At 62.5% G+C, this 19475-nt stretch carries 20 protein-coding genes; 14 read left to right on the top strand and 6 right to left on the bottom strand.

The features are described 5' to 3' along the window. Positions 1–117 precede the first annotated feature (117 nt). On the bottom strand, positions 118–1638 hold the full coding sequence (locus J3D60_RS17655) for an aldehyde dehydrogenase family protein (RefSeq protein WP_253492184.1): 1521 nt from the start codon (positions 1636–1638) through the stop codon (positions 118–120). 272 nt (positions 1639–1910) lie between these two features. Here J3D60_RS17655 and J3D60_RS17650 point away from each other — a divergent pair, with 272 nt between their 5' ends. The 4 genes from J3D60_RS17650 to J3D60_RS17635 all read left to right on the top strand — a co-directional run bounded on the left by J3D60_RS17650 (position 1911) and on the right by J3D60_RS17635 (position 6132). After that, positions 1911–3806 carry a sigma-54-dependent Fis family transcriptional regulator gene (locus J3D60_RS17650; RefSeq protein ID WP_253492182.1) on the top strand — a complete coding sequence of 632 codons (1896 nt, stop codon included), beginning with the start codon at positions 1911–1913 and terminating at the stop codon, positions 3804–3806. Positions 3807–3879: 73 nt separating this feature from the next. Continuing rightward, positions 3880–5229, top strand: coding sequence for a UDP-N-acetylmuramate:L-alanyl-gamma-D-glutamyl-meso-diaminopimelate ligase (gene mpl, locus J3D60_RS17645; RefSeq protein ID WP_253492180.1), 1350 nt, complete (start codon positions 3880–3882; stop codon positions 5227–5229). Continuing rightward, complete coding sequence (ubiX, locus tag J3D60_RS17640; RefSeq protein ID WP_027605222.1) at positions 5226–5855, top strand: flavin prenyltransferase UbiX; 630 nt, start codon at positions 5226–5228, stop codon at positions 5853–5855. The genes mpl and ubiX overlap by 4 nt, the downstream gene beginning before the upstream one ends. Continuing rightward, positions 5848–6132 carry a YceK/YidQ family lipoprotein gene (locus J3D60_RS17635; protein WP_027605223.1) on the top strand — a complete coding sequence of 95 codons (285 nt, stop codon included), beginning with the start codon at positions 5848–5850 and terminating at the stop codon, positions 6130–6132. The genes ubiX and J3D60_RS17635 overlap by 8 nt, the downstream gene beginning before the upstream one ends. A gap of 37 nt (positions 6133–6169) precedes the next feature. Here J3D60_RS17635 and J3D60_RS17630 read toward each other — a convergent pair whose 3' ends face one another. From J3D60_RS17630 to J3D60_RS17620, 3 genes are all read right to left on the bottom strand, one after another. Beyond that, the gene (locus tag J3D60_RS17630; RefSeq protein WP_027605224.1) at positions 6170–6811 is read right to left on the bottom strand and encodes an oxidoreductase; all 642 of its coding nucleotides are present in this window, start codon (positions 6809–6811) and stop codon (positions 6170–6172) included. A gap of 29 nt (positions 6812–6840) precedes the next feature. Further along, positions 6841–8559: a C13 family peptidase gene (locus J3D60_RS17625; protein ID WP_065938372.1), complete on the bottom strand. Its 1719-nt coding sequence runs from the start codon at positions 8557–8559 to the stop codon at positions 6841–6843. Between the two features lie 105 nt (positions 8560–8664). Further along, positions 8665–9120 carry a MaoC family dehydratase gene (locus J3D60_RS17620; protein WP_027605226.1) on the bottom strand — a complete coding sequence of 152 codons (456 nt, stop codon included), beginning with the start codon at positions 9118–9120 and terminating at the stop codon, positions 8665–8667. Positions 9121–9285: 165 nt separating this feature from the next. Between J3D60_RS17620 and J3D60_RS17615 the strand changes: the two genes are divergently transcribed. The 4 genes from J3D60_RS17615 (at position 9286) to J3D60_RS17600 (ending at position 11280) form a co-directional block, all read left to right on the top strand. Continuing rightward, a complete protein-coding gene (locus J3D60_RS17615; protein WP_253492178.1) occupies positions 9286–9639 on the top strand; it encodes a CidA/LrgA family protein in 354 nt (117 codons plus the stop codon). Then, entirely contained in the window at positions 9636–10352 is a 717-nt protein-coding gene (locus J3D60_RS17610) for an LrgB family protein (protein WP_027605228.1), read from the top strand. The genes J3D60_RS17615 and J3D60_RS17610 overlap by 4 nt, the downstream gene beginning before the upstream one ends. A gap of 21 nt (positions 10353–10373) precedes the next feature. After that, the gene (locus tag J3D60_RS17605; RefSeq protein WP_065938371.1) at positions 10374–10964 is read left to right on the top strand and encodes an LON peptidase substrate-binding domain-containing protein; all 591 of its coding nucleotides are present in this window, start codon (positions 10374–10376) and stop codon (positions 10962–10964) included. A 100-nt stretch (positions 10965–11064) separates the two neighbouring features. After that, positions 11065–11280, top strand: a complete 216-nt coding sequence (locus tag J3D60_RS17600; RefSeq protein WP_065938395.1) for a hypothetical protein — start codon at positions 11065–11067, stop codon at positions 11278–11280. On the opposite strand, the gene J3D60_RS17595 is transcribed toward J3D60_RS17600, so the two are convergent. Together J3D60_RS17595 and J3D60_RS17590 are read right to left on the bottom strand one after the other, a co-directional pair. After that, on the bottom strand, positions 11274–12590 hold the full coding sequence (locus J3D60_RS17595) for a bifunctional DedA family/phosphatase PAP2 family protein (RefSeq protein WP_253492175.1): 1317 nt from the start codon (positions 12588–12590) through the stop codon (positions 11274–11276). The genes J3D60_RS17600 and J3D60_RS17595 overlap by 7 nt on opposite strands. A 25-nt stretch (positions 12591–12615) precedes the next feature. Further along, positions 12616–13299 carry a DNA-3-methyladenine glycosylase gene (locus J3D60_RS17590; RefSeq protein ID WP_065938369.1) on the bottom strand — a complete coding sequence of 228 codons (684 nt, stop codon included), beginning with the start codon at positions 13297–13299 and terminating at the stop codon, positions 12616–12618. Positions 13300–13474: 175 nt separating this feature from the next. On the opposite strand from J3D60_RS17590, the gene J3D60_RS17585 reads away from it, so the two are divergent. From J3D60_RS17585 to rodA, 6 genes are all read left to right on the top strand, one after another. Continuing rightward, the gene (locus J3D60_RS17585) at positions 13475–14740 is read left to right on the top strand and encodes a glutamate-5-semialdehyde dehydrogenase (protein WP_065938368.1); all 1266 of its coding nucleotides are present in this window, start codon (positions 13475–13477) and stop codon (positions 14738–14740) included. Further along, a complete protein-coding gene (nadD, locus tag J3D60_RS17580; protein WP_065910068.1) occupies positions 14740–15384 on the top strand; it encodes a nicotinate-nucleotide adenylyltransferase in 645 nt (214 codons plus the stop codon). Before J3D60_RS17585 ends, nadD begins: the two co-directional genes overlap by 1 nt. Positions 15385–15453: 69 nt before the next feature. Continuing rightward, the gene (gene rsfS / locus J3D60_RS17575; RefSeq protein WP_065924878.1) at positions 15454–15948 is read left to right on the top strand and encodes a ribosome silencing factor; all 495 of its coding nucleotides are present in this window, start codon (positions 15454–15456) and stop codon (positions 15946–15948) included. A gap of 9 nt (positions 15949–15957) precedes the next feature. Continuing rightward, positions 15958–16425 (top strand): 23S rRNA (pseudouridine(1915)-N(3))-methyltransferase RlmH, encoded by a 468-nt coding sequence (gene rlmH, locus J3D60_RS17570; protein WP_003176297.1) that lies wholly within the window; start codon positions 15958–15960, stop codon positions 16423–16425. Between the two features lie 15 nt (positions 16426–16440). Beyond that, the gene (gene mrdA, locus J3D60_RS17565) at positions 16441–18339 is read left to right on the top strand and encodes a penicillin-binding protein 2 (RefSeq protein WP_027605235.1); all 1899 of its coding nucleotides are present in this window, start codon (positions 16441–16443) and stop codon (positions 18337–18339) included. A 31-nt stretch (positions 18340–18370) separates the two neighbouring features. Then, positions 18371–19474 carry a rod shape-determining protein RodA gene (gene rodA / locus J3D60_RS17560; RefSeq protein WP_051429342.1) on the top strand — a complete coding sequence of 368 codons (1104 nt, stop codon included), beginning with the start codon at positions 18371–18373 and terminating at the stop codon, positions 19472–19474. Position 19475: the final 1 nt, after the last annotated feature.

The raw sequence follows: 19475 nt of genomic DNA, 5'->3' as shown, positions 1-19475 counted from the left end.
TAACTCGGCCTCTGTGTGCCGAATGCAATTGGCAAGTACTTGTGGAGATCCAAGTGTGGGAGGGGCAAACCCCCTCCCACACTTGATGGCATTTCAAAGGTGGGAGGGTGTTGTGGGTTAGAAGAAGCCCAATGGATTAATGTCGTAGCTCACCAGCAGGTTCTTGGTCTGCTGGTAGTGATCCAACATCATCTTGTGGGTCTCACGGCCCACGCCGGACTTCTTGTAACCGCCAAACGCGGCATGCGCCGGGTACAGGTGATAGCAGTTGGTCCACACGCGGCCCGCCTTGATCGCGCGGCCCATGCGGTAGGCGCGGTTGATGTCGCGGGTCCACACACCGGCGCCCAGGCCGAACTCGGTGTCGTTGGCAATCGCCAGGGCTTCGGCTTCGTCCTTGAAGGTGGTGATGCTCACCACCGGGCCGAAGATTTCTTCCTGGAACACGCGCATTTCATTGGTGCCCTTGAGCAGGGTCGGCTGGATGTAATAGCCGCCAGCCATATCGCCGGTGAGTTGCTCGACCTTGCCGCCGGTGAGCAATTGCGCGCCTTCGCCCTTGGCAATTTCCAGGTAGGACAGGATCTTGTCGAACTGCTGCTCGGACGCCTGGGCGCCGACCATGGTGTCGGTGTCCAGCGGGTCGCCGCGCTTGATCTGCTCGACCTTCTTCATCACCACTTTCATGAAGTCGTCGTAGATCGACTCTTCCACCAGCGCGCGGGATGGGCAGGTGCACACTTCGCCCTGGTTGAAGAACGCCAGCACCAGGCCTTCGGCGGCTTTCTCGATGAACGACGGTTCGGCTTTCATGATGTCGGCGAAGAAGATATTCGGCGACTTGCCGCCCAGCTCGACGGTGGACGGAATGATGTTGGTGGCCGCGGCATGCATGATGTGCGAACCCACCGGGGTCGAACCGGTGAAGGCGATCTTGGCGATACGCTTGCTGGTGGCCAGGGCTTCGCCGGCTTCCTTGCCGAAGCCGTGCACCACGTTCAGCACGCCCGGTGGCAGTAGGTCGCCGATGACTTCCAGCAGCACGTTGATGCCCAGCGGTGTTTGCTCGGCAGGCTTGAGCACCACGCAGTTGCCGGCGGCCAGGGCCGGGGCGAGTTTCCACGCGGCCATCAGCAGCGGGAAGTTCCACGGGATGATCTGGCCGACCACGCCCAGCGGCTCGTGGAAGTGATAGGACGCGGTGTGTTCGTTGATCTCGGCGCTGGTGCCTTCCTGGGCGCGGATGCAACCGGCGAAGTAGCGGAAGTGGTCGGCGGCCAGCGGGATGTCGGCGTTGAGGGTTTCACGCACGGCCTTGCCGTTGTCCCAGGTTTCGGTGATGGCCAGCAGTTCGAGGTTCTGTTCGATGCGGTCGGCGATTTTCAGCAGCACCAGCGAGCGGTCCTGGGCCGAGGTCTTGCCCCAGGCGTCAGCGGCAGCGTGGGCGGCGTCCAGCGCCTTGTCGATGTCTTTGGCAGTGGAGCGCGGGAATTCGGCGATAGGCTTGCCGTTGACCGGCGAGGTGTTGGTGAAATAGTTGCCATCGACCGGGGCAACGAATTCGCCACCAATGTAGTTGCCGTACTTGGCCTTGAACGAAACGATCGCGCCTTCAGTACCGGGGTGTGCGTAACGCATGGTGGGTATCTCCTGGCTTTTATGTTTATTGGAGTGCAGCGCGCAAGCGCTTGATAAAGCGTAGAGCAAAGGTTGGGCCACTGCTTTGCAGGCCAGGAAAATCAAGGGCTTGGGGTTTGTTGCAAGGCGTTGCTGTGACACGGCTGGTACAGGCGCTGTGACAGTTTGTGCCATAAACGGTACAAGCCGTGACCGGCGGGTCGGTCCGGGATTGCATTGGCTGGGTGCCTGGGGGATGCTGGTGGCTCTCACGCAGGGAGAATAATAAGAACATGCACAACGATCATTTCAGTCGCCATGCCCAGCAAGTCCTCACTGTGGCGCGTGGGCGCGACCCGTCGAGCGACCCGTCCATCGCCCGCTCCTGGCTGCGCTGCCTGGAGGACTACCACCTCGATCCTGCCCAGACCATCGCCCCTACGGTGCTTGAGCACGACCGCCTGCTGGAAAGCCGCGAGCGCCTGCAACAGGTGCTGCATATCGCCGGCAGCGAGATGAACAGCCTGCACCAGCAGCTGTCGGGCGCTGGCCACGCGGTGCTGCTGACCGATGCCCGTGGGGTGATCCTCAACTGTGTCACGGCACCGTCCGAGCGCAAGATTTTCGAACGCGCCGGGCTGTGGCTCGGTGCCGATTGGAGCGAAGCGTGCGAGGGCACCAATGGCATCGGCACCTGCCTGGTGGAGCGCCAGTCGTTGACCATTCATCGCGATGAACATTTTCGTGGGCGCCACACCGGGCTGACCTGTTCGGCGAGCCCGGTGTTCGACCCCCACGGCGACCTGTTGGCGGTGCTGGACGTGTCGTCGGCCCGGGAGGAGGTGTCGCGCCAGAGCCAGTTCCACACCATGGCGCTGGTCAACCTGTCGGCGAAGATGATCGAGAGTTGCTACTTCCTGCGTCACTTCGAAAACCACTGGCTGCTGCGCTTTCACCTGCAGGCCGAGTCGGTGGGCCTGTTCAGCGAAGGGTTGTTGGCGTTTGACGGCGAAGGTCGGATATGTGCCGTCAACCAGAGCGCACTCAATCTGCTGGGGCAGGTGCGTGGCGGGTTGTTGGGGCAGCCGGTGGAGGCGTTGTTCGAGTGCTCCCTGGACCAACTGCTCGGTCGCGCCAGTGCCAATGCCACCGCCAGTTGGCCATTGCGCACGCGGGATGGCCGGCACTTGTTCGCGGCCTTGCGTGGCCAATCGCGCAGTGTGCCTGCGCCCATCGCCAAGCCTGAGCCGGTACGGCTGGCCGGTATCTGCCTGGGCGACCCGGCGCTGCAGAGCGACTTCCGCAAAGCGCTGCGGGTATTCGAGCGCGATGTGCCCCTGCTGATCAACGGCGAAACCGGCTCCGGCAAAGAGGCCTTCGCCAAGGCGGTGCATCACGCCAGCCAGCGTGCCGACAAGGCGTTCGTTGCCCTCAACTGCGCCGCCATCCCGGAAAGCCTGATCGAAAGCGAACTGTTCGGCTATCGCGGCGGCAGCTTTACCGGCGCGCGCAAGGACGGCATGCAGGGCAAGTTGCAGCAGGCCGACGGCGGTACGCTGTTCCTCGATGAAATCGGCGATATGCCGTTGGCGCTGCAGACGCGCCTGTTAAGGGTGCTGGAGGACCGCATGGTGGTGCCCATCGGTGGCGAGCCCCAGGCGGTTGATGTCAGAATTATCAGCGCGACTCACCGGAATTTGCTGGAGCGCGTGCAGGACGGAAGTTTTCGGGAAGACCTGTATTACCGGCTCAACGGCCTGGAAGTCGGTTTGCCAGCGTTGCGTGAACGCAGCGATAAGCCTCAGTTGCTGGATTTCCTGCTGGCGCAGGAGGCGGGCGGCCAGAGCATAAAACTCGACCCGGCGGCGCGTTCGGCGCTGCTGACCTACCCCTGGCCCGGCAACGTCCGGCAACTGCGCACGGTGTTGCGTACGCTGGCGGCGCTGTGCGACGACGGGCGGGTCGGCCTTGAGGATTTGCCCGCGTTGATTCGCCAGGCACGGCCGCAAGCTGTGGCCGAGACCAGGCTTGCAGAGTCGCCCCTGGGCGACGCCGAGCGACTCGCCCTGCTCACGGCCCTGGAGCAACAACGCTGGCACATGACCCATACGGCGGAGCAGTTGGGGGTCAGCCGTAACACGCTGTATAGAAAGCTGCGCCGGCACGGTATTGCACGGGCTGCGCCATAGATCGGTCCTACAGCTAAAGAGTGCGATTTTCGCCCCCCTGCGCTAACCTGCCTCGATGTTTACGAGGTCGACTATGCATATTCATATTCTTGGTATCTGCGGCACCTTCATGGGTTCGATGGCGGTTCTGGCCAAAGAACTGGGCCATCACGTAACGGGCTCCGATGCCAATGTTTACCCACCCATGAGCACGCAACTCGAGGCCCAGGGTATTGAGCTGACCCAGGGTTACGACCCGGCGCAATTCGACCCGGTGCCGGACCTGGTGGTAATCGGCAATGCCATGTCCCGGGGCAATCCGGCTGTCGAATACGTGCTCAACAAAGGCTTGCCTTACGTGTCTGGCCCACAGTGGCTGGCCGACCATGTGCTGCAAGGCCGCTGGGTACTGGCCGTTGCCGGCACCCACGGCAAGACCACCACCAGCAGCATGCTCGCCTGGGTGCTGGAACACGCGGGCATGAGCCCGGGCTTCCTGATCGGCGGCGTGCCGCAGAACTTCTCGGTGTCGGCGCGCCTGGGTGATACGCCGTTCTTCGTGATCGAAGCCGACGAGTACGACAGTGCGTTCTTCGACAAGCGTTCCAAGTTCGTCCACTACCGCCCGCGCACGGCGATCCTCAACAACCTTGAGTTCGATCACGCGGATATTTTCCCCGACCTGGCGGCCATCGAGCGGCAGTTCCACCATTTGGTACGCACCATTCCGAGCGAAGGCCTGGTCATCCACCCGACCACCGAGCCAGCCTTGCAACGCGTGATCGAGATGGGCTGCTGGACCCCGGTGCAAACCACCGGTGCGGGTGGGCAATGGCAGGTCAAGTTGCTCAGTGAAGACGGTTCCCGGTTTGAAGTGCTGTTTGAAGGCGAGGCCCAAGGCATCGTCGAGTGGGACATGACTGGCCAGCACAACGTCGCCAATGCCTTGGTCACCCTGGCGGCCGCGCGGCATGTGGGCGTGGTGCCGTCCATGGGCATTGCTGCGTTGAGTGCGTTCAAAAGCGTGAAGCGCCGTATGGAAAAGGTCGCCGACGTGAATGGGATTACCATCTACGACGACTTTGCCCACCACCCAACGGCCATTGCCACCACCCTCGACGGCTTGCGCAAACGCGTTGGCGATGCCCCGATCATTGCGATTGTCGAGCCGCGCTCAAACTCCATGAAGCTCGGCGCACACCGCGACGGCCTGCCGGAAAGCGTTAACGATGCCGACCAGGTGGTGTGGTATGCCCCGGCCAACCTGGGCTGGGACCTGCCGGCGATTGCGGCGCAGTGCACGGTGCCGTCGAAAGTCTGTGATTCCATCGAGGGCATCATTGCGTTCGTCAAGCAACAGGCCAAGCCTGGCACCCATGTGGTGGTGATGAGCAACGGCGGCTTCGGCGGCTTGCACGGCAAACTGGCCGAGGCCCTGAAATGAGTGGCCCGGAGCGCGTCACCCTGGCGATGACCGGCGCATCCGGCGCGCCCTATGGCTTGCGCCTGCTCGATTGCCTGGTGCGTGAAGACCGTGAGGTGCACTTTCTGATCTCCAAGGCCGCGCAGTTGGTGATGGCCACCGAGACTGATGTCGCGCTGCCAGCCAAGGTGCAGATGATGCAAGCCTTCCTCACCGAGTACACCGGTGCGGCGGCGGGGCAGATCAAGGTCTACGGCAAGGAAGACTGGATGTCGCCGGTGGCTTCGGGCTCCGGTGCGCCGGCGGCAATGGTCGTGGTGCCGTGCTCCACCGGTACGCTGTCGGCGATTGCCACCGGCGCTTGCAACAACCTGATCGAACGCGCCGCCGACGTGACGTTGAAGGAGCGCCGCCAGTTGATCCTGGTGCCGCGTGAGGCGCCGTACTCGAGCATTCATCTGGAGCACATGCTCAAGCTGTCGAACCTGGGGGTGACCATCCTGCCGGCGTCGCCCGGCTTCTATCACCAGCCGCAGACCATCGATGACCTGGTGGATTTCGTGGTGGCGCGCATTCTCAACCTGCTGAATATCCCCCAGGACATGCTGCCGCGTTGGGGCGAACACCATTTGAGCAGCGATGAATAAGGCGCTGTTGGTGATACTGGCGCTGCAATTGGCCGGCTGCGCCACCGCGCGTACCCTGGACGCCGCGCAGCCCGGTGCGCCGGTGGTGTATGCCGGCACGCGATTGGATTTGTATGCAATGAACGGAGGTTGCTGCGCCAAGGACCGGTTCGGTGCCGAGGCGCCCAGCTATCCCGGCGTAGACCTGCCGGCCAGCGCGTTGCTCGACACGCTTTTATTGCCGCTGTCGGTGTTGACGGTGCTCGGTGTGGGATTTAACGCCACGGGCGGGCTCTAGCGCTGACCTGGGCACCACAAAACTAATGTGGGAGGCCTTACTTACCGAGCTTGCGCAGTTCGTCCGACTCCACCACCCGCACCCCATCCTGCTCTTCCAGCGCCAGGCGCCACATGGCCCGGGCCAGTTCGCAGACTTCAATGCCGTGGTATTTCCCCGGAATCAACCGTGACAGCGGCCCGGCCAGCTGCTCGGCCAAGCGGGGCTCCAGCCGTTCCCCCAGCAGCAACGAAGGTCGCACGATGGTCAGTTGCGGCCAGTCCTGGGCCTTGAGTGCCTGTTCCATTTCCCCTTTGACCCGGTTGTAGAACACCGAGGATTTCGGATCGGCGCCAATCGCACTGATCACGATCAGGTGCCGCGCGCCCATCTCCCGCGCGCGCTTGGCAAAGGCTACGACCATATCCAGGTCGACGGCACGAAAAGCTTCTTCCGAACCGGCTTTCTTGATGGTGGTACCCAGGCAGCAGAAGGCAATATCCACCTGGCCGCTCAGTTGCGGCAGGAACACCGCCGGGTCGCCCACCGGGTTTTCCAGGTGCGGATGCTCGGCCAGCGGCTTGCGGCTGGGCGCCAGCACGCGGGTCACGGTAGGTTCGTTGAGCAGGCGGTCGAGCAGGTGTTCGCCGGTCAGGCCAGAGGCGCCAGCGAGCAGGATATGCTGAGGTGTCAGGTACATGGTGTTTCCCCCTCGTTACACGTTACAGCTTAGTTGCCTTTGGCTTCCTTGCTATTCATTGAGACGCTTTCCAGCGCCTTTCGTGCCTGCTGTTTGCGTAATAATTGCCAATGGGCGATCACGCCTTTGGGGGCCCAGATCTGCGGTTCGGACGCTTCGAAGTTGTCTGCCTGTTCGCGTTCGCTCACATGCAGCTGCGCCAGCTTGAAGGCTTGCTGCAAATCGTCGGTCTGGTTGAAGGCTTGGGCGAAGAGGGCGTCGCCGAAGTAGGTGAAGTCGGCCTCTTCGGAACAGCCGAAGGACACGCGGTCGGCGCGCGAGGCGGTCATGATCAGGGTGCGTTCGTCTTTGAGGGCCGGGATGAAACCGCCGGAGTAGCAGGCTGAAATCACCACGATCTTGTCGCGGTTTTTCAGCGGCGCCAGCACGGCGGCCAGTTCATCGGCAGGCAGGTCGGCCAATTCCATGCGCGGTTGATCCAGCACCAGTTCGTGTTCGTGGGTGCCGTGGCTGGTCATGTAGATAAACACCAGGTCTTCCGGCCCGGTGCGCTCGGCCAGGGTCTGCACGGCCCGGCGCAGGCTTTCGCGGGTGGCCAGTGGTCGGTCGGCGATATGGTCGCGGTGGTTGACCAGGCGGATCTGCCCACGGGCACCGAAGCGGGTGGCGAGCATATTGCTGACGTAATCGGCTTCGCGCAGGAACACGCTTTGTTTACCGTCGCCGGCCACGGCCAGGGTGTACAGCTCCACGGCCGAGGTGGAGGCGGGCACGGCGGCGAGGGCGGTGTCCAGCAGGCGGCCCTGGGCCAGTACGCCGATTTCCAGCGGGTCGGGCAACAGCGTGCCGTCGGCATCACGCACGCGCATGCCGTTGACCCAGGTACCGGCCTGCACGGTGCCGTCGGTGAGTACCAGGGTGCCGCGGCCTTGATAGTTGTCGCTGTCGAAGCCGCCGATATAAAAGCTGCCGTCGGTCAGGTTCAGGCGGCCTTCGCCGGTAAAGCGCCAGTCGCTGAACTGGCCGACGTAGTGGCTGCCGTCGACGCCGATCAACTCGCCCTTGCCGCTGAGTGCGCCTTCCTTGAACTGGCCGATCCACACGTCGCCATCGGCGTTTTCATAACGGCCCTTGCCGTTGAGCTGGTTCTGCTTGAACTGGCCGACATAGATGTCGCCGTCGGCGCTGTTGAACGTACCGTTGCCCTCCAGCTGGCCGTCGACGAAGTGGCCGCTGAATTGGTTGCCGCTGTCGTCATTGCGCTGGCCTTCACCGTTCGGCTTGCCGTGGGCGAACTGGCCCTGATACTGGCTGCCATCTGCCAGTTCCAGGCGGCCGAGGCCGGAATACTGGTCGTCCTTGAATTCGCCGCGATAGGTCATCTGCCCTTCTTTGAGGGTGCCTTCGCCGTTGCGCCGACCGTTCTTGAACCCGCCCACATAGTGGCTGCCGGCCGTGGTCAGGCTGCCCTGGCCATCGAACAGACCTTGCTGGAACTGGCCTTTATAGACTTCGCCGTTGCTGCCATGCCATTCGCCCTGGCCGTGCCACTGGCCTTTGTCGAACTGCCCGGCGTACCAGCTGCCGTTGGGATAATCCACGCGGCCCTGGCCTTGCAGCAGACCATTGACCACATCGCCCCGGTAACGACCGCCATCGGGCAGGCGCGCATCGGGCGGCAACAGCGATTCGCCGTCTCCGCAAGCGGTGAGCAACAGGGCAAGGGCAAGGGGAGCGAGTGGGCGCATAGCGGGATCCGGATAATTGAGCGCCGAGTATGCCGCAGCTGCGAGATTCATACATAAATTTACATACCCTGTGGCGAGTTTCAGTGGCTCGCCACAGGGATGGGCTTACACGAAGTAGAGCGACAACGACTCGGCGACGTAAGCGGGTTTTTCCTGGCCATCGATTTCCAGGGTGGCGGTGGCCTTGAGCAGCCATTGGCCGGGCTTTTTCTCGGTGACGTCGGTGAGCGTCACGTTCAGGCGCACCTTGGAATTGACTTTCACCGGCTGGATAAAGCGCACGCTGTCCAGGCCATAGTTGACGGCCATCTTCAGGCCTTCGGGCACGATCAGGATATCTTCCATCAGCTTGGGCATCAGCGACAGCGACAGGAAACCGTGGGCAATGGTGCTGCCGAACGGGGTTTGCGCGGCCTTGACCGGGTCGACGTGGATGAACTGATGATCGCCAGTGGCCTCGGCGAACAGGTTGATACGTGCCTGGTCGATGGTGAGCCATTCGGAACGTCCCAGTTCCTTGCCGACATAATCTTTGAGCTGCGCTACGGGTACATAGGGCATTGCGTCTCTCCTTGGTTCATCGGTGCTGTTGTTATGGGGTACAGAGAACCAATGTAGATCATCATGGCCAACCAGCCCGGTCAACCCACCATGCTTTTGGCGAATGCCGGAGCATAGGACGGGCATGCTTATAATGCGGGCGGGTCTTGAGGGGGGAGAGGACGGATGCTGTTACGCGGTCTGACATGGCTGGTGCTGTTTCAATTGATCGGCACGGCGATCAATCATTTGCTGCTGCCGGTACTGCCGGGGCCGATCATCGGCCTGCTGTTGATGCTCGGTTACCTGGTGTGGCGTGGCGAAGTCGGCGAGCCCCTGAGCCTGGCGGCCAGCAGCCTGCTGCGCTACTTGCCGTTGCTGCTGGTGCCGCCGGCGGTGGGGGTGATGGTGTATGCCAGGGATATTGCCGCCGATTTCTGGGCCATCGTCGGTGCACTGGTGTTGTCGCTGGTGATCGCCATGGGCTTTGTCGGGCTGTTGATGGAACGCATGGTCAAGCGCAAGGAGCAGGATCAATGATCTTCGACTGGCACGGCGCATGGACGGCGGTGATTCATCACCCGCTGTTCGGTATCGGGATCACCCTGGGCGCCTACCAGCTGGTGCTGGCGGGTTTCGAGAAAACCCGCTGGATTTTCCTGCAACCGGTGCTGGTCTCCATGCTGCTGGTGATCGGCGTGTTGCTCACGTGCGGTTTGAGCTACGCCGAGTACCGCAAGAGCACGGAGATCATGGGGATCCTGCTGGGCCCGGCGACAGTGGCCCTGGCGGTGCCGCTCTATCTGAACCTGCGGCGGATTCGGCAATTGTTCTGGCCGATTTTTACTACGCTGGTGATAGGCGGCGTGTTGGCCACCGGCCTGTGCGTACTGCTGGGCTGGTGGTTCGGCGCCGAACACAGGATGTTGATGACCATGGCACCGAAGTCGGTGACCTCGCCGATTGCCATGCTGGTGGCCGAACAGATCGGCGGTGTGGCAGCCTTGGCGGCGGTGTTTGTGCTGATTACCGGGGTGGTGGGCGCGATGGTTGGCCCGGCGTTACTCTCGCGTCTTGGGGTGCACAGTCCCGAGGCGCGCGGTATGGCGCTGGGCATGACTGCTCACGCCGTCGGCACCTCGGTGGCCCTGCAGGAAAGCGAAGAGTGTGGCGCTTTTGCGGCGCTGGCCATGAGTCTGATGGGCGTAGCCACAGCGGTATTCCTGCCGCTGGCCGTGTCAGTGATTGTTTAAACCGGGTTTAAGGAAGCCTTTATGAGTCTGGCGCTGTTTCCCCTCAATACCGTGCTGTTCCCTGGCTGCATCCTCGACCTGCAACTGTTCGAGGCGCGCTACCTGGACATGATCAGCCGCTGCATGAAAAAGGGCGAAAGCTTCGGCGTGGTGTGCATCCTCGATGGCAAGGAGGTGGGCATGGCCCCGGATGGCTATGCGTTGATCGGCTGCGAAGCGTTGATTCGCGACTTCAAGCAGCAGGACAACGGCCTGCTGGGGATTCGCGTCGAAGGCGGGCGGCGCTTCCGCGTGCGAGACGCCGGCGTGCAGAAGGACCAGCTGCTGGTGGCCGAGGTGCAATGGCTGGAAGAACTGCCGGACCAGGCGCTGGAAGAAGAGGATGCCGACCTGCTGGCCTTGCTCCAGGCCCTGGCCGAACACCCGATGGTCGCGTCGCTGGACATGGACACTCACGCCGATGGCCAGCAAGCCTTGGGCAATCAACTGGCTTATCTCTTGCCGTTCACTGAGGCCGACAAGATCGACCTGCTGCAACTCGACGACCCGCAGCAGCGGCTGGATGCGATCCAGATGCTGCTCGATGAGCTTCAGGGGGAGTTGTTCACCTGAGTTTCGGATCAGTCCTGCACCTCGTTCAGACGTTTCTTCGTTGCTCCCGGTGCGAGGGCTGAAATAGTCGCCGATCACTCAACAATGATCGGGGATGAGCATGATTCGGCTAGCGCAATCGGAGCAGGCAGCCTGGGACGCTTTTTTTGGCAATATTGCCGCGCAATTGCTGCGGTTGGACGCCAAGCGCGGTCCGGAATACATCGCTGAACGCGCCGCGGAAATAGCGGATGAGATGTTGCTGGAACGACGCGAGCGGTGTATTGAACGCCGCGCCGCACCCGTTGACTGGCTCGGTCCGGCCCAGGGTCAATAGGCATACCTGAGCAGCGCGTGGGGGGTGCCGGTAAAGGCAATGAAACCGAGCACCGCCACCACCGCGGGTAATACCAGCCACCAGGCCTTCTGCGGCATTGGCGGCAGTGGGCTGCGGTACTGGCAGACGGTAAGGCTGAATGCGCACACAGTCATTGCCAGCAGCGTGCCAGCCAGGATGTCGGTGGGCCAATGGGCGCCGAGGTAGACCCGTGACAGTGCGATGAAGGCCGCAGGAATACAGCCCAGCAACATCCAGGTCAGACGCAGGCGCGTGGGTTGTCCACGACCGGCCAGCACCGCCAACGCCAGAAAAAACGCAAACGCACCGGAGGCGTGGCCGCTGGGCATGCTGAAGCTGGTCAATGGGTCGGTGAGGATTTCCGGGCGGCCACGGGCGAAAAACAGTTTGGTCCCGGTATTGATCACCGCCGCCCCGGCCAGTGTTGCGCCGACAAACACGGCATGACGCCATTGCCGCGCCAGTAGCAGCAGCGCGGTGAATACGGTGCTGGCGAAGAACATTTTCTTGAACTCACCCAGTTGGGTCACCATCACCATGGTGTGGTCCAGCCAGGGGCTGCGATGTTCCTGTACCAGCGCGCTCAGGCCCTGGTCAAAGTCATCCAGGTGGGTATAGCCGATAAACAGAGCGATCAATAATGTCAGGCTGGCGCACCCTATCCACAAGGTCGCGCGACGATGGCCGCGCACGCTGGTGTGCAGGCTCAGTCCCAGCATGGCTGCCAGGCAGGCTGTAACAACCCCCGCCTCAGGCCAGAACCCTTCCGGCAATGGCAGGCGGAACGCAGCGCCGGTTGCCCAGCCTGGTAGCAGGTAGGCGACCGACCAACCGGCTGCCGCCAGAAGGCTGACCAGGGCGAAACGCGGGAACGGCATGTCGCACATCCCGGCCACCATCGGCAGCATTGGCCGCAATGGTCCGATGAAACGTCCCACCAGCAGGCTGGCGATGCCGTATTTGTGGAAGTAGGTTTCCGCGCCGCTCATCCATTCCGGGTGGTGGCGCAGGCCGGGCAGGCGGCGGATGTTCTGATGGAAGTGTCGGCCCAGGAAGTAGGAAACCCCGTCGCCCAACAAGCCTCCCAGGAACCCCAGCAGCAGGGTTTCACTCAGGGACAAGGCGCCGCTGCCAGCCATCGCCGCAATGGCAAACAGCAGCACCGTGCCCGGCACGATCAGCCCGGCAATGGCCAGGCATTCCACGCACGCGACGATAAACACCGCCGCCGCCAGCCACTGCGGGTTGAGGGTCAGCCAGCCGGTAATGCTATCGAGCCATTGGCCCATAAATCGTTACTCCATCGCCACAGATTCAAATCAGGAAATAGTCGCGGCCTTCGACCTGGCCCCGGCGCAGCGGGTTCCGCGTGCAGTAGGGCGCATAGCCAGCATCGACGAAGCGGTACATCAAGTGCTCGTCACGGCCGCTGGGGATGCCCAGGCGGGTGGTCTGGATGATCTGTATCGGTGTCTGGCCGACGTCTTCGACATAGAGCCCTTCTTGATCAAAGCGCTTGGCATCCCACATCGGCACCTTCAGGCCCAGCGCCTTGCACAGCAACGTCTGGCCGGCACACAGCTTTTGCGACGCGCGCGGGCTGCCATCGGCATTCGGGTTGTTCAGCAGCATCTGCGCCAGGCTGGCGGGGCCGGAGGTTTCATCGACCCAGGGGTAGGCCGATTTGATCAGCACGGCATTGCCCGGCCCCTGCGCGCTGAAGTTCAGCGAATCGCCGCCACGGGCGTAGTACATATAGATATGCCCGCCATCCAGAAACAAAGCCTTACGCTTTTCTGTGTAGCCGAGTGAGGCGTGGCTGCCTTTTTCGGCCACGTAATAGGCTTCGGTTTCAATAATTCGCGCCGAAAGCCAGCTATCGCCGACGCGATGGCGGATGACTTTTCCAAGCAAATCTCGCGCGAGTATTTGCGCGTCACGGTCGAAGAAGCTGTCGGGCAGGGCGCTGGCGGGGAGTTGGGGCGAAGAACTGGGCATGGTGGCCTGAGGTTAATACGGCTAAATGTGACGGAATAATAACAACTCCCACCTTAATTACGGCTGAACCCCAGGTTTTTACAGTTCATTTCGACCATCCGCCCCTCACCGCTGTCAGTCGGGCGGCGTCACAGCTATAATCTGCCGCTTTCCTCTTTGCCAAGACTCCCTGACCATGACTGAGTCCGTTCTTGACTACATGACCCGCCTGGGTCGCGCTGCCCGTCAGGCCTCGCGGTTGATCGCCCGTGCGAGCACCGCGCAGAAGAACCGTGCCCTGCTGGCCGCCGCCGATGCTCTGGACGCTTCGCGCTCCGAGCTGACTGCCGCCAACGAACTGGACCTGGCCAACGGCCGCGCCAATGGCCTCGAGCCCGCCTTGCTGGACCGCCTGGCGCTGACGCCGGCACGTATCGACGACATGATCGAAGGGTTGCGTCAGGTGGCCAAGCTGCCTGACCCCATCGGTGAAATTCGCGATATGCGTTACCTGCCGTCCGGCATCCAGGTCGGCAAGATGCGCGTGCCCCTGGGCGTGATCGGCATCATCTATGAGTCGCGCCCGAACGTGACCATCGACGCCGCGAGCCTGTGCCTCAAGTCGGGCAATGCCACCATCCTGCGTGGCGGCTCCGAGGCGATCAATTCCAACCGCGCCATCGCCGCCTGCATCCAGCAGGGCCTGGCCGTGGCCGAGTTGCCGGCCGAAGTGGTGCAAGTGGTGGAAACCACCGACCGTGCCGCTGTCGGCGCGCTGATCACCATGCCGGAATTCGTCGACGTGATCGTGCCGCGCGGTGGCAAGAGCCTGATCGAGCGCGTCAGCCGCGATGCCAAGGTGCCAGTGATCAAGCACCTGGACGGCGTCTGCCACGTGTATATCGACATCGCCGCCGACATCGACAAGGCGATCCGCATCGCCGACAACGCCAAGACCCACCGCTACGCGCCGTGCAACACCATGGAAACCCTGCTGGTGCACGTCGGCATTGCCGAGCGCGTGCTGCCGCCGCTGGCTGCCATCTACCGTGACAAGGGCGTGGAGCTGCGCGGTTGCGAACGCACCCGTGCGCTGTTGGGCGCGGACGTGATCGAAGCCACCGAGCAGGACTGGTACACCGAGTACACGGCGCCGATCCTGTCGATCCGCATAGTCGACGATCTGGACCAAGCCATCGAACACATCAACACGTACGGCTCCAAGCACACCGACGCCATTGTCTCCGAGCATTTCAGCGATGCCCGGCGTTTCCTCACCGAAGTGGACTCCGCTTCGGTGATGATCAACGCCTCGACGCGCTTTGCCGACGGCTTCGAGTACGGCCTGGGGGCGGAGATCGGCATCTCCACCGACAAGCTCCACGCACGCGGCCCGGTTGGCCTTGAAGGCCTGACCAGCGAGAAGTACGTGGTGTTCGGCGACGGTCATGTGCGCACTTGATGGCTAAACGCATCGGGCTGCTCGGCGGTACCTTCGACCCCGTGCACATCGGCCATTTGCGCAGTGCCCTGGAAGTCGCGGATGCCTTGGCGCTGGATGAGCTGCGCCTGATCCCTAACTTCCGGCCGCCCCATCGCGATACCCCGCAGGTGTCGCCGCAGCAGCGCCTGGAAATGGTACGCCTGGCCGTAGAGGGCATACCGCCGCTGGTGGTGGACGATCGTGAGCTCAAGCGCGATAAACCGTCCTACACTGTCGACACCCTGGAGCTGATGCGCGCCGAGTTGGCCGCGGATGACCAGTTGTTTCTGCTTTTGGGCTGGGACGCATTTTGCGGCCTGCCCTCTTGGCATCGCTGGGAGGAACTCCTCCAGCACTGCCACATCCTGGTTTTGCAACGCCCGGATGCCGACAGCGAACCGCCGGATGCCTTGCGCAACCTGCTGGCCGCGCGGTCGGTAAGTGACCCCTTGGCCCTGACCGGGCCGAACGGGAATATTGCATTCGTCTGGCAGACCCCGCTTGCGGTGTCCGCCACCCAGATCCGTCAACTGCTGGCCAGCGGGAAGTCGGTACGTTTCCTGGTGCCTGACGCGGTCCTGGCCTACATCGATGCGCACGGGCTTTACCGTGCGTCGAACTGAAAAGGCGCGCTTGAATGCACGAACACTCGTGCAGCGAGCGCCCGAACATATGAGCAAAACGAGTTTTTTATGACGAACAAAGACGTAAGCAAAGTAAAACGCAAAGGCACGTTCAAAAGCGCCCCGCTGCCCGTTGAAGCCCACGTTGGCCCGGAACTGGCTGGCGAAGCGCTGGTGAAAGTCGCCGTTGCCGCCCTGGAAGACGTGAAGGCCCAAGACATCCAGGTCCTGGACGTGCGCGACAAGCAGAGCATCACCGACTTCATGATCATCGCCACCGGTACCTCCAACCGCCAGATCGGCGCGATGCTGGACAAGGTTCGCGAAGCCGTCAAAGCCCAGGGCGTGAAGCCGCTGGGTGAAGAAGGCAAGGGCGACAGCGACTGGGTGCTGCTGGACATGGACGACGTGATCGTTCACATGATGACCAGCAATGCCCGTCAGTTCTACGACCTGGAGCGTCTGTGGAAAGGCGCCGAGCAGAGCCGTGCCGCCGATGGCAAGCACCACAGCCCGGAAGTGGGCCACGCGCACTTCGACAAGCTCAACAAAGACCAGGAATAAGGAACGGCTGTGCGCCTGCGTCTGATTGCTGTCGGTTCACGCATGCCCAAGTGGGTGGAAGAAGGCTGGCACGAGTATGCCAAGCGTCTGCCCGCCGAGCTGTCGCTGGAACTGGTGGAGATACCGCTCAACACCCGGGGCAAGAATGCCGACGTGGCGCGCTTCATCCGTCAGGAAGGCGAAGCGATGCTGGCCAAGGTCGGCCCCAACGAGCGCATCGTCACCCTGGAAGTGCACGGCAAACCCTGGAGCACCGAGCAACTGGCGGTGGAACTGGATCGCTGGCGCCTGGACTCGCGCACCGTCAACTTCATGGTCGGCGGCCCCGAAGGGCTGGCGCCGGAAGTCTGCGCGCGGGCGGACCAGCGCTGGTCGCTGTCGGCGCTGACGCTGCCGCACCCGTTGGTAAGGATTCTGATCGGTGAACAGCTGTATCGCGCCTGGACAGTTCTGTCCGGGCACCCTTACCACAAATAATCTGCGCCCCTCCCGATGACCCAGCCGATCCGCATCAAGGACCACGAGAAAGACGCACGTCTGGTACGCGCGCGGGTGGTGTTTGGCGCGATCATGGTGGTGGCGCTGATCGGGGTGCTGATTGCGCGCCTGTATTTCCTGCAGGTGATCCAGTACGACTACCACTCCACGTTGTCGGAAAACAACCGCGTGCATGTGCAGCCGATTCCGCCGACCCGTGGGCTGATCTTCGACCGTAATGGCGTGGTGGTGGCGGATAACCGGCCCAGCTTCAGCCTGAGCATGACCCGTGAGCGTTCCGGCGATTGGCAGCAGGTCCTCGATGTCATCGTCGAGGTGCTGCAGTTGACCCCGGAAGACCGGGTGATCTTCGAGAAACGCATGAAACAGGGGCGTCGGCCTTTCGAACCGGTGCCGATCCTGTTCGAGCTGACCGAAGAGCAGATTGCGCGGATCGCGGTGAACCAGTTCCGCCTGCCGGGTGTGGAAGTGGTGGCGCAGCTGGTGCGCCACTATCCCCAAGGGCCGCACTTTGCTCACTCCGTCGGCTATATGGGGCGGATCAACGAGAAAGAGCTGAAAAGCCTCGATCCCGTCAATTACAGCGGCACCCACCATATCGGCAAGACCGGCATCGAGCGTTTCTACGAGCCCGAGCTGCACGGCCAGGTGGGTTACGAAGAAGTCGAGACCAACGCTCGCGGCCGTGTGCTGCGGGTGCTCAAGCGGACCGACCCGGTGCCGGGCAAGGACATTGTGCTGAGCCTGGACATCAAGCTGCAGGAAGCGGCCGAGATGGCCCTGGGTGGCCGGCGTGGCGCAGTGGTGGCGCTGGACCCGAAGACCGGCGAAGTCTTGGCCATGGTCAGCCAGCCGAGTTTCGACCCCAACCTGTTTGTGACCGGGATCAGCTTCAAGGCCTACGCCGAGCTGCGTGACTCCATCGATCGGCCGCTGTTCAACCGCGTGCTGCGCGGCCTGTACCCGCCGGGTTCGACCATCAAGCCGGCGGTGGCGATTGCCGGTTTGGACGCGGGCGTGGTCACGGCGTCCAGCCGGGTGTTCGACCCGGGTTACTACATGCTGCCCAACTACGATCACAAATACCGCAACTGGAACCGTACCGGTGACGGCTATGTCGATCTGGATACCGCGATCATGCGTTCCAACGACACCTATTTTTACGACCTGGCCCACAAGCTCGGGATCGACCGCTTGTCCGCCTACATGGGCAAGTTCGGCCTCGGTCAGAAAGTCTCCCTGGATATGTTCGAAGAATCCCCTGGCCTGATGCCATCGCGGGAGTGGAAGCGTGCGACCCGCCGCCAGGCATGGTTCCCGGGCGAAACCCTGATCCTCGGCATCGGCCAAGGCTATATGCAGGCCACGCCTTTGCAACTGGCCCAGGCCACGGCGCTGGTGGCCAACAAAGGCATCTGGAACCGCCCGCACCTGGCCCGGACCATTGAAGGCGAAAAGCCTGTGGATGAAAACCCGATCCCCGACATCGTACTGCGCGACCCGTCCGACTGGACCAAGGTCAACCACGGCATGCAACAGGTGATGCACGGTGCACGCGGAACTGCGCGCAAGGCGGCGATCGGTGCGCAATACCGTATCGCCGGCAAGAGTGGTACCGCCCAGGTGGTGGCGATCAAGCAGGGCGAGAAATACGACCGTTCCAAGGTCCAGGAACGCCACCGCGACCACGCCTTGTTTGTGGGCTTTGCCCCGGCCGACGACCCGAAAATCGTGGTGGCGGTGATGGTCGAGAACGGCGAGTCCGGCTCCGGTGTGGCGGCGCCTGTGGTGCGCCAGGTGATGGACGCCTGGTTGCTGGCCGACGACGGCAGGCTCAAGCCCGAATATGGCGGCCCCCCTTCAACCCCAGAGGTTACGGCCAGTGAAGAGTAATTTTGACCGCATCCTCTCCAGCGAGGATGTGATGCGTCGCCGCGCGACTTTGTTGCAGCGCATGCACATTGATGGCCCGTTGCTGATCCTGCTGCTGACCCTGGCGGCTGGCAGCCTGTTCGTGCTGTATTCGGCCAGCGGCAAGAACTGGGACTTGCTGATCAAGCAGGCTTCGTCGTTTGGCCTGGGCCTGCTGTCCATGGTGGTGATTGCCCAGCTGGAACCGCGTTTCATGGCGCGCTGGGTGCCGCTGGGGTATGTGGCCGGGGTGTTGCTGCTGGTGGTGGTGGACGTCATGGGCCACAACGCCATGGGCGCGACCCGCTGGATCAACATTCCGGGGGTGATTCGCTTCCAGCCGTCGGAATTCATGAAGATCCTGATGCCGGCGACGATCGCCTGGTACCTGTCCAAGCGCACCTTGCCGCCGCAGCTCAAGCATGTGGGGATCAGCCTGATCCTGATCGGCATCCCCTTTGTGCTGATCGTGCGCCAGCCGGACCTCGGCACCTCGCTGCTGATCCTGGCCGGCGGTGCGTTCGTGCTGTTCATGGGCGGGTTGCGCTGGCGCTGGATCCTCAGCGTGCTGGCGGCGGCAGTGCCGGTGGCCGTGGCCATGTGGTTCTTCTTTATGCACGACTACCAGAAGCAGCGGATCCTGACGTTCCTCGATCCCGAGAGCGACCCGCTCGGCACCGGTTGGAACATTATCCAGTCGAAGGCGGCCATCGGTTCCGGCGGTGTATTTGGCAAGGGCTGGCTGCTCGGCACCCAGTCGCATTTGGACTTTCTGCCCGAGAGCCACACTGACTTCATCATTGCGGTGATGGGCGAAGAGTTCGGCCTGGTGGGCATTTGCGCGCTGTTGCTGATCTATTTGCTATTGATTGGTCGTGGCCTGGTGATTACCGCACAGGCGCAGACGTTGTTCGGCAAATTGCTCGCCGGCAGCCTGACCATGACTTTTTTTGTTTACGTTTTCGTCAACATCGGTATGGTCAGTGGCCTGCTGCCGGTGGTTGGGGTGCCGTTGCCGTTCATTAGCTACGGCGGAACTTCGCTGGTGACATTGCTGTCAGCGTTTGGGGTTTTGATGTCGATTCATACGCATCGCAAGTGGATCGCACAGGTTTGAA

Source organism: Pseudomonas sp. S3E17 (assembly GCF_024168685.1).
Taxonomy (GTDB): domain Bacteria; phylum Pseudomonadota; class Gammaproteobacteria; order Pseudomonadales; family Pseudomonadaceae; genus Aquipseudomonas; species Aquipseudomonas marginalis.
This window is presented reverse-complemented; position numbering and strand designations above follow the sequence as displayed.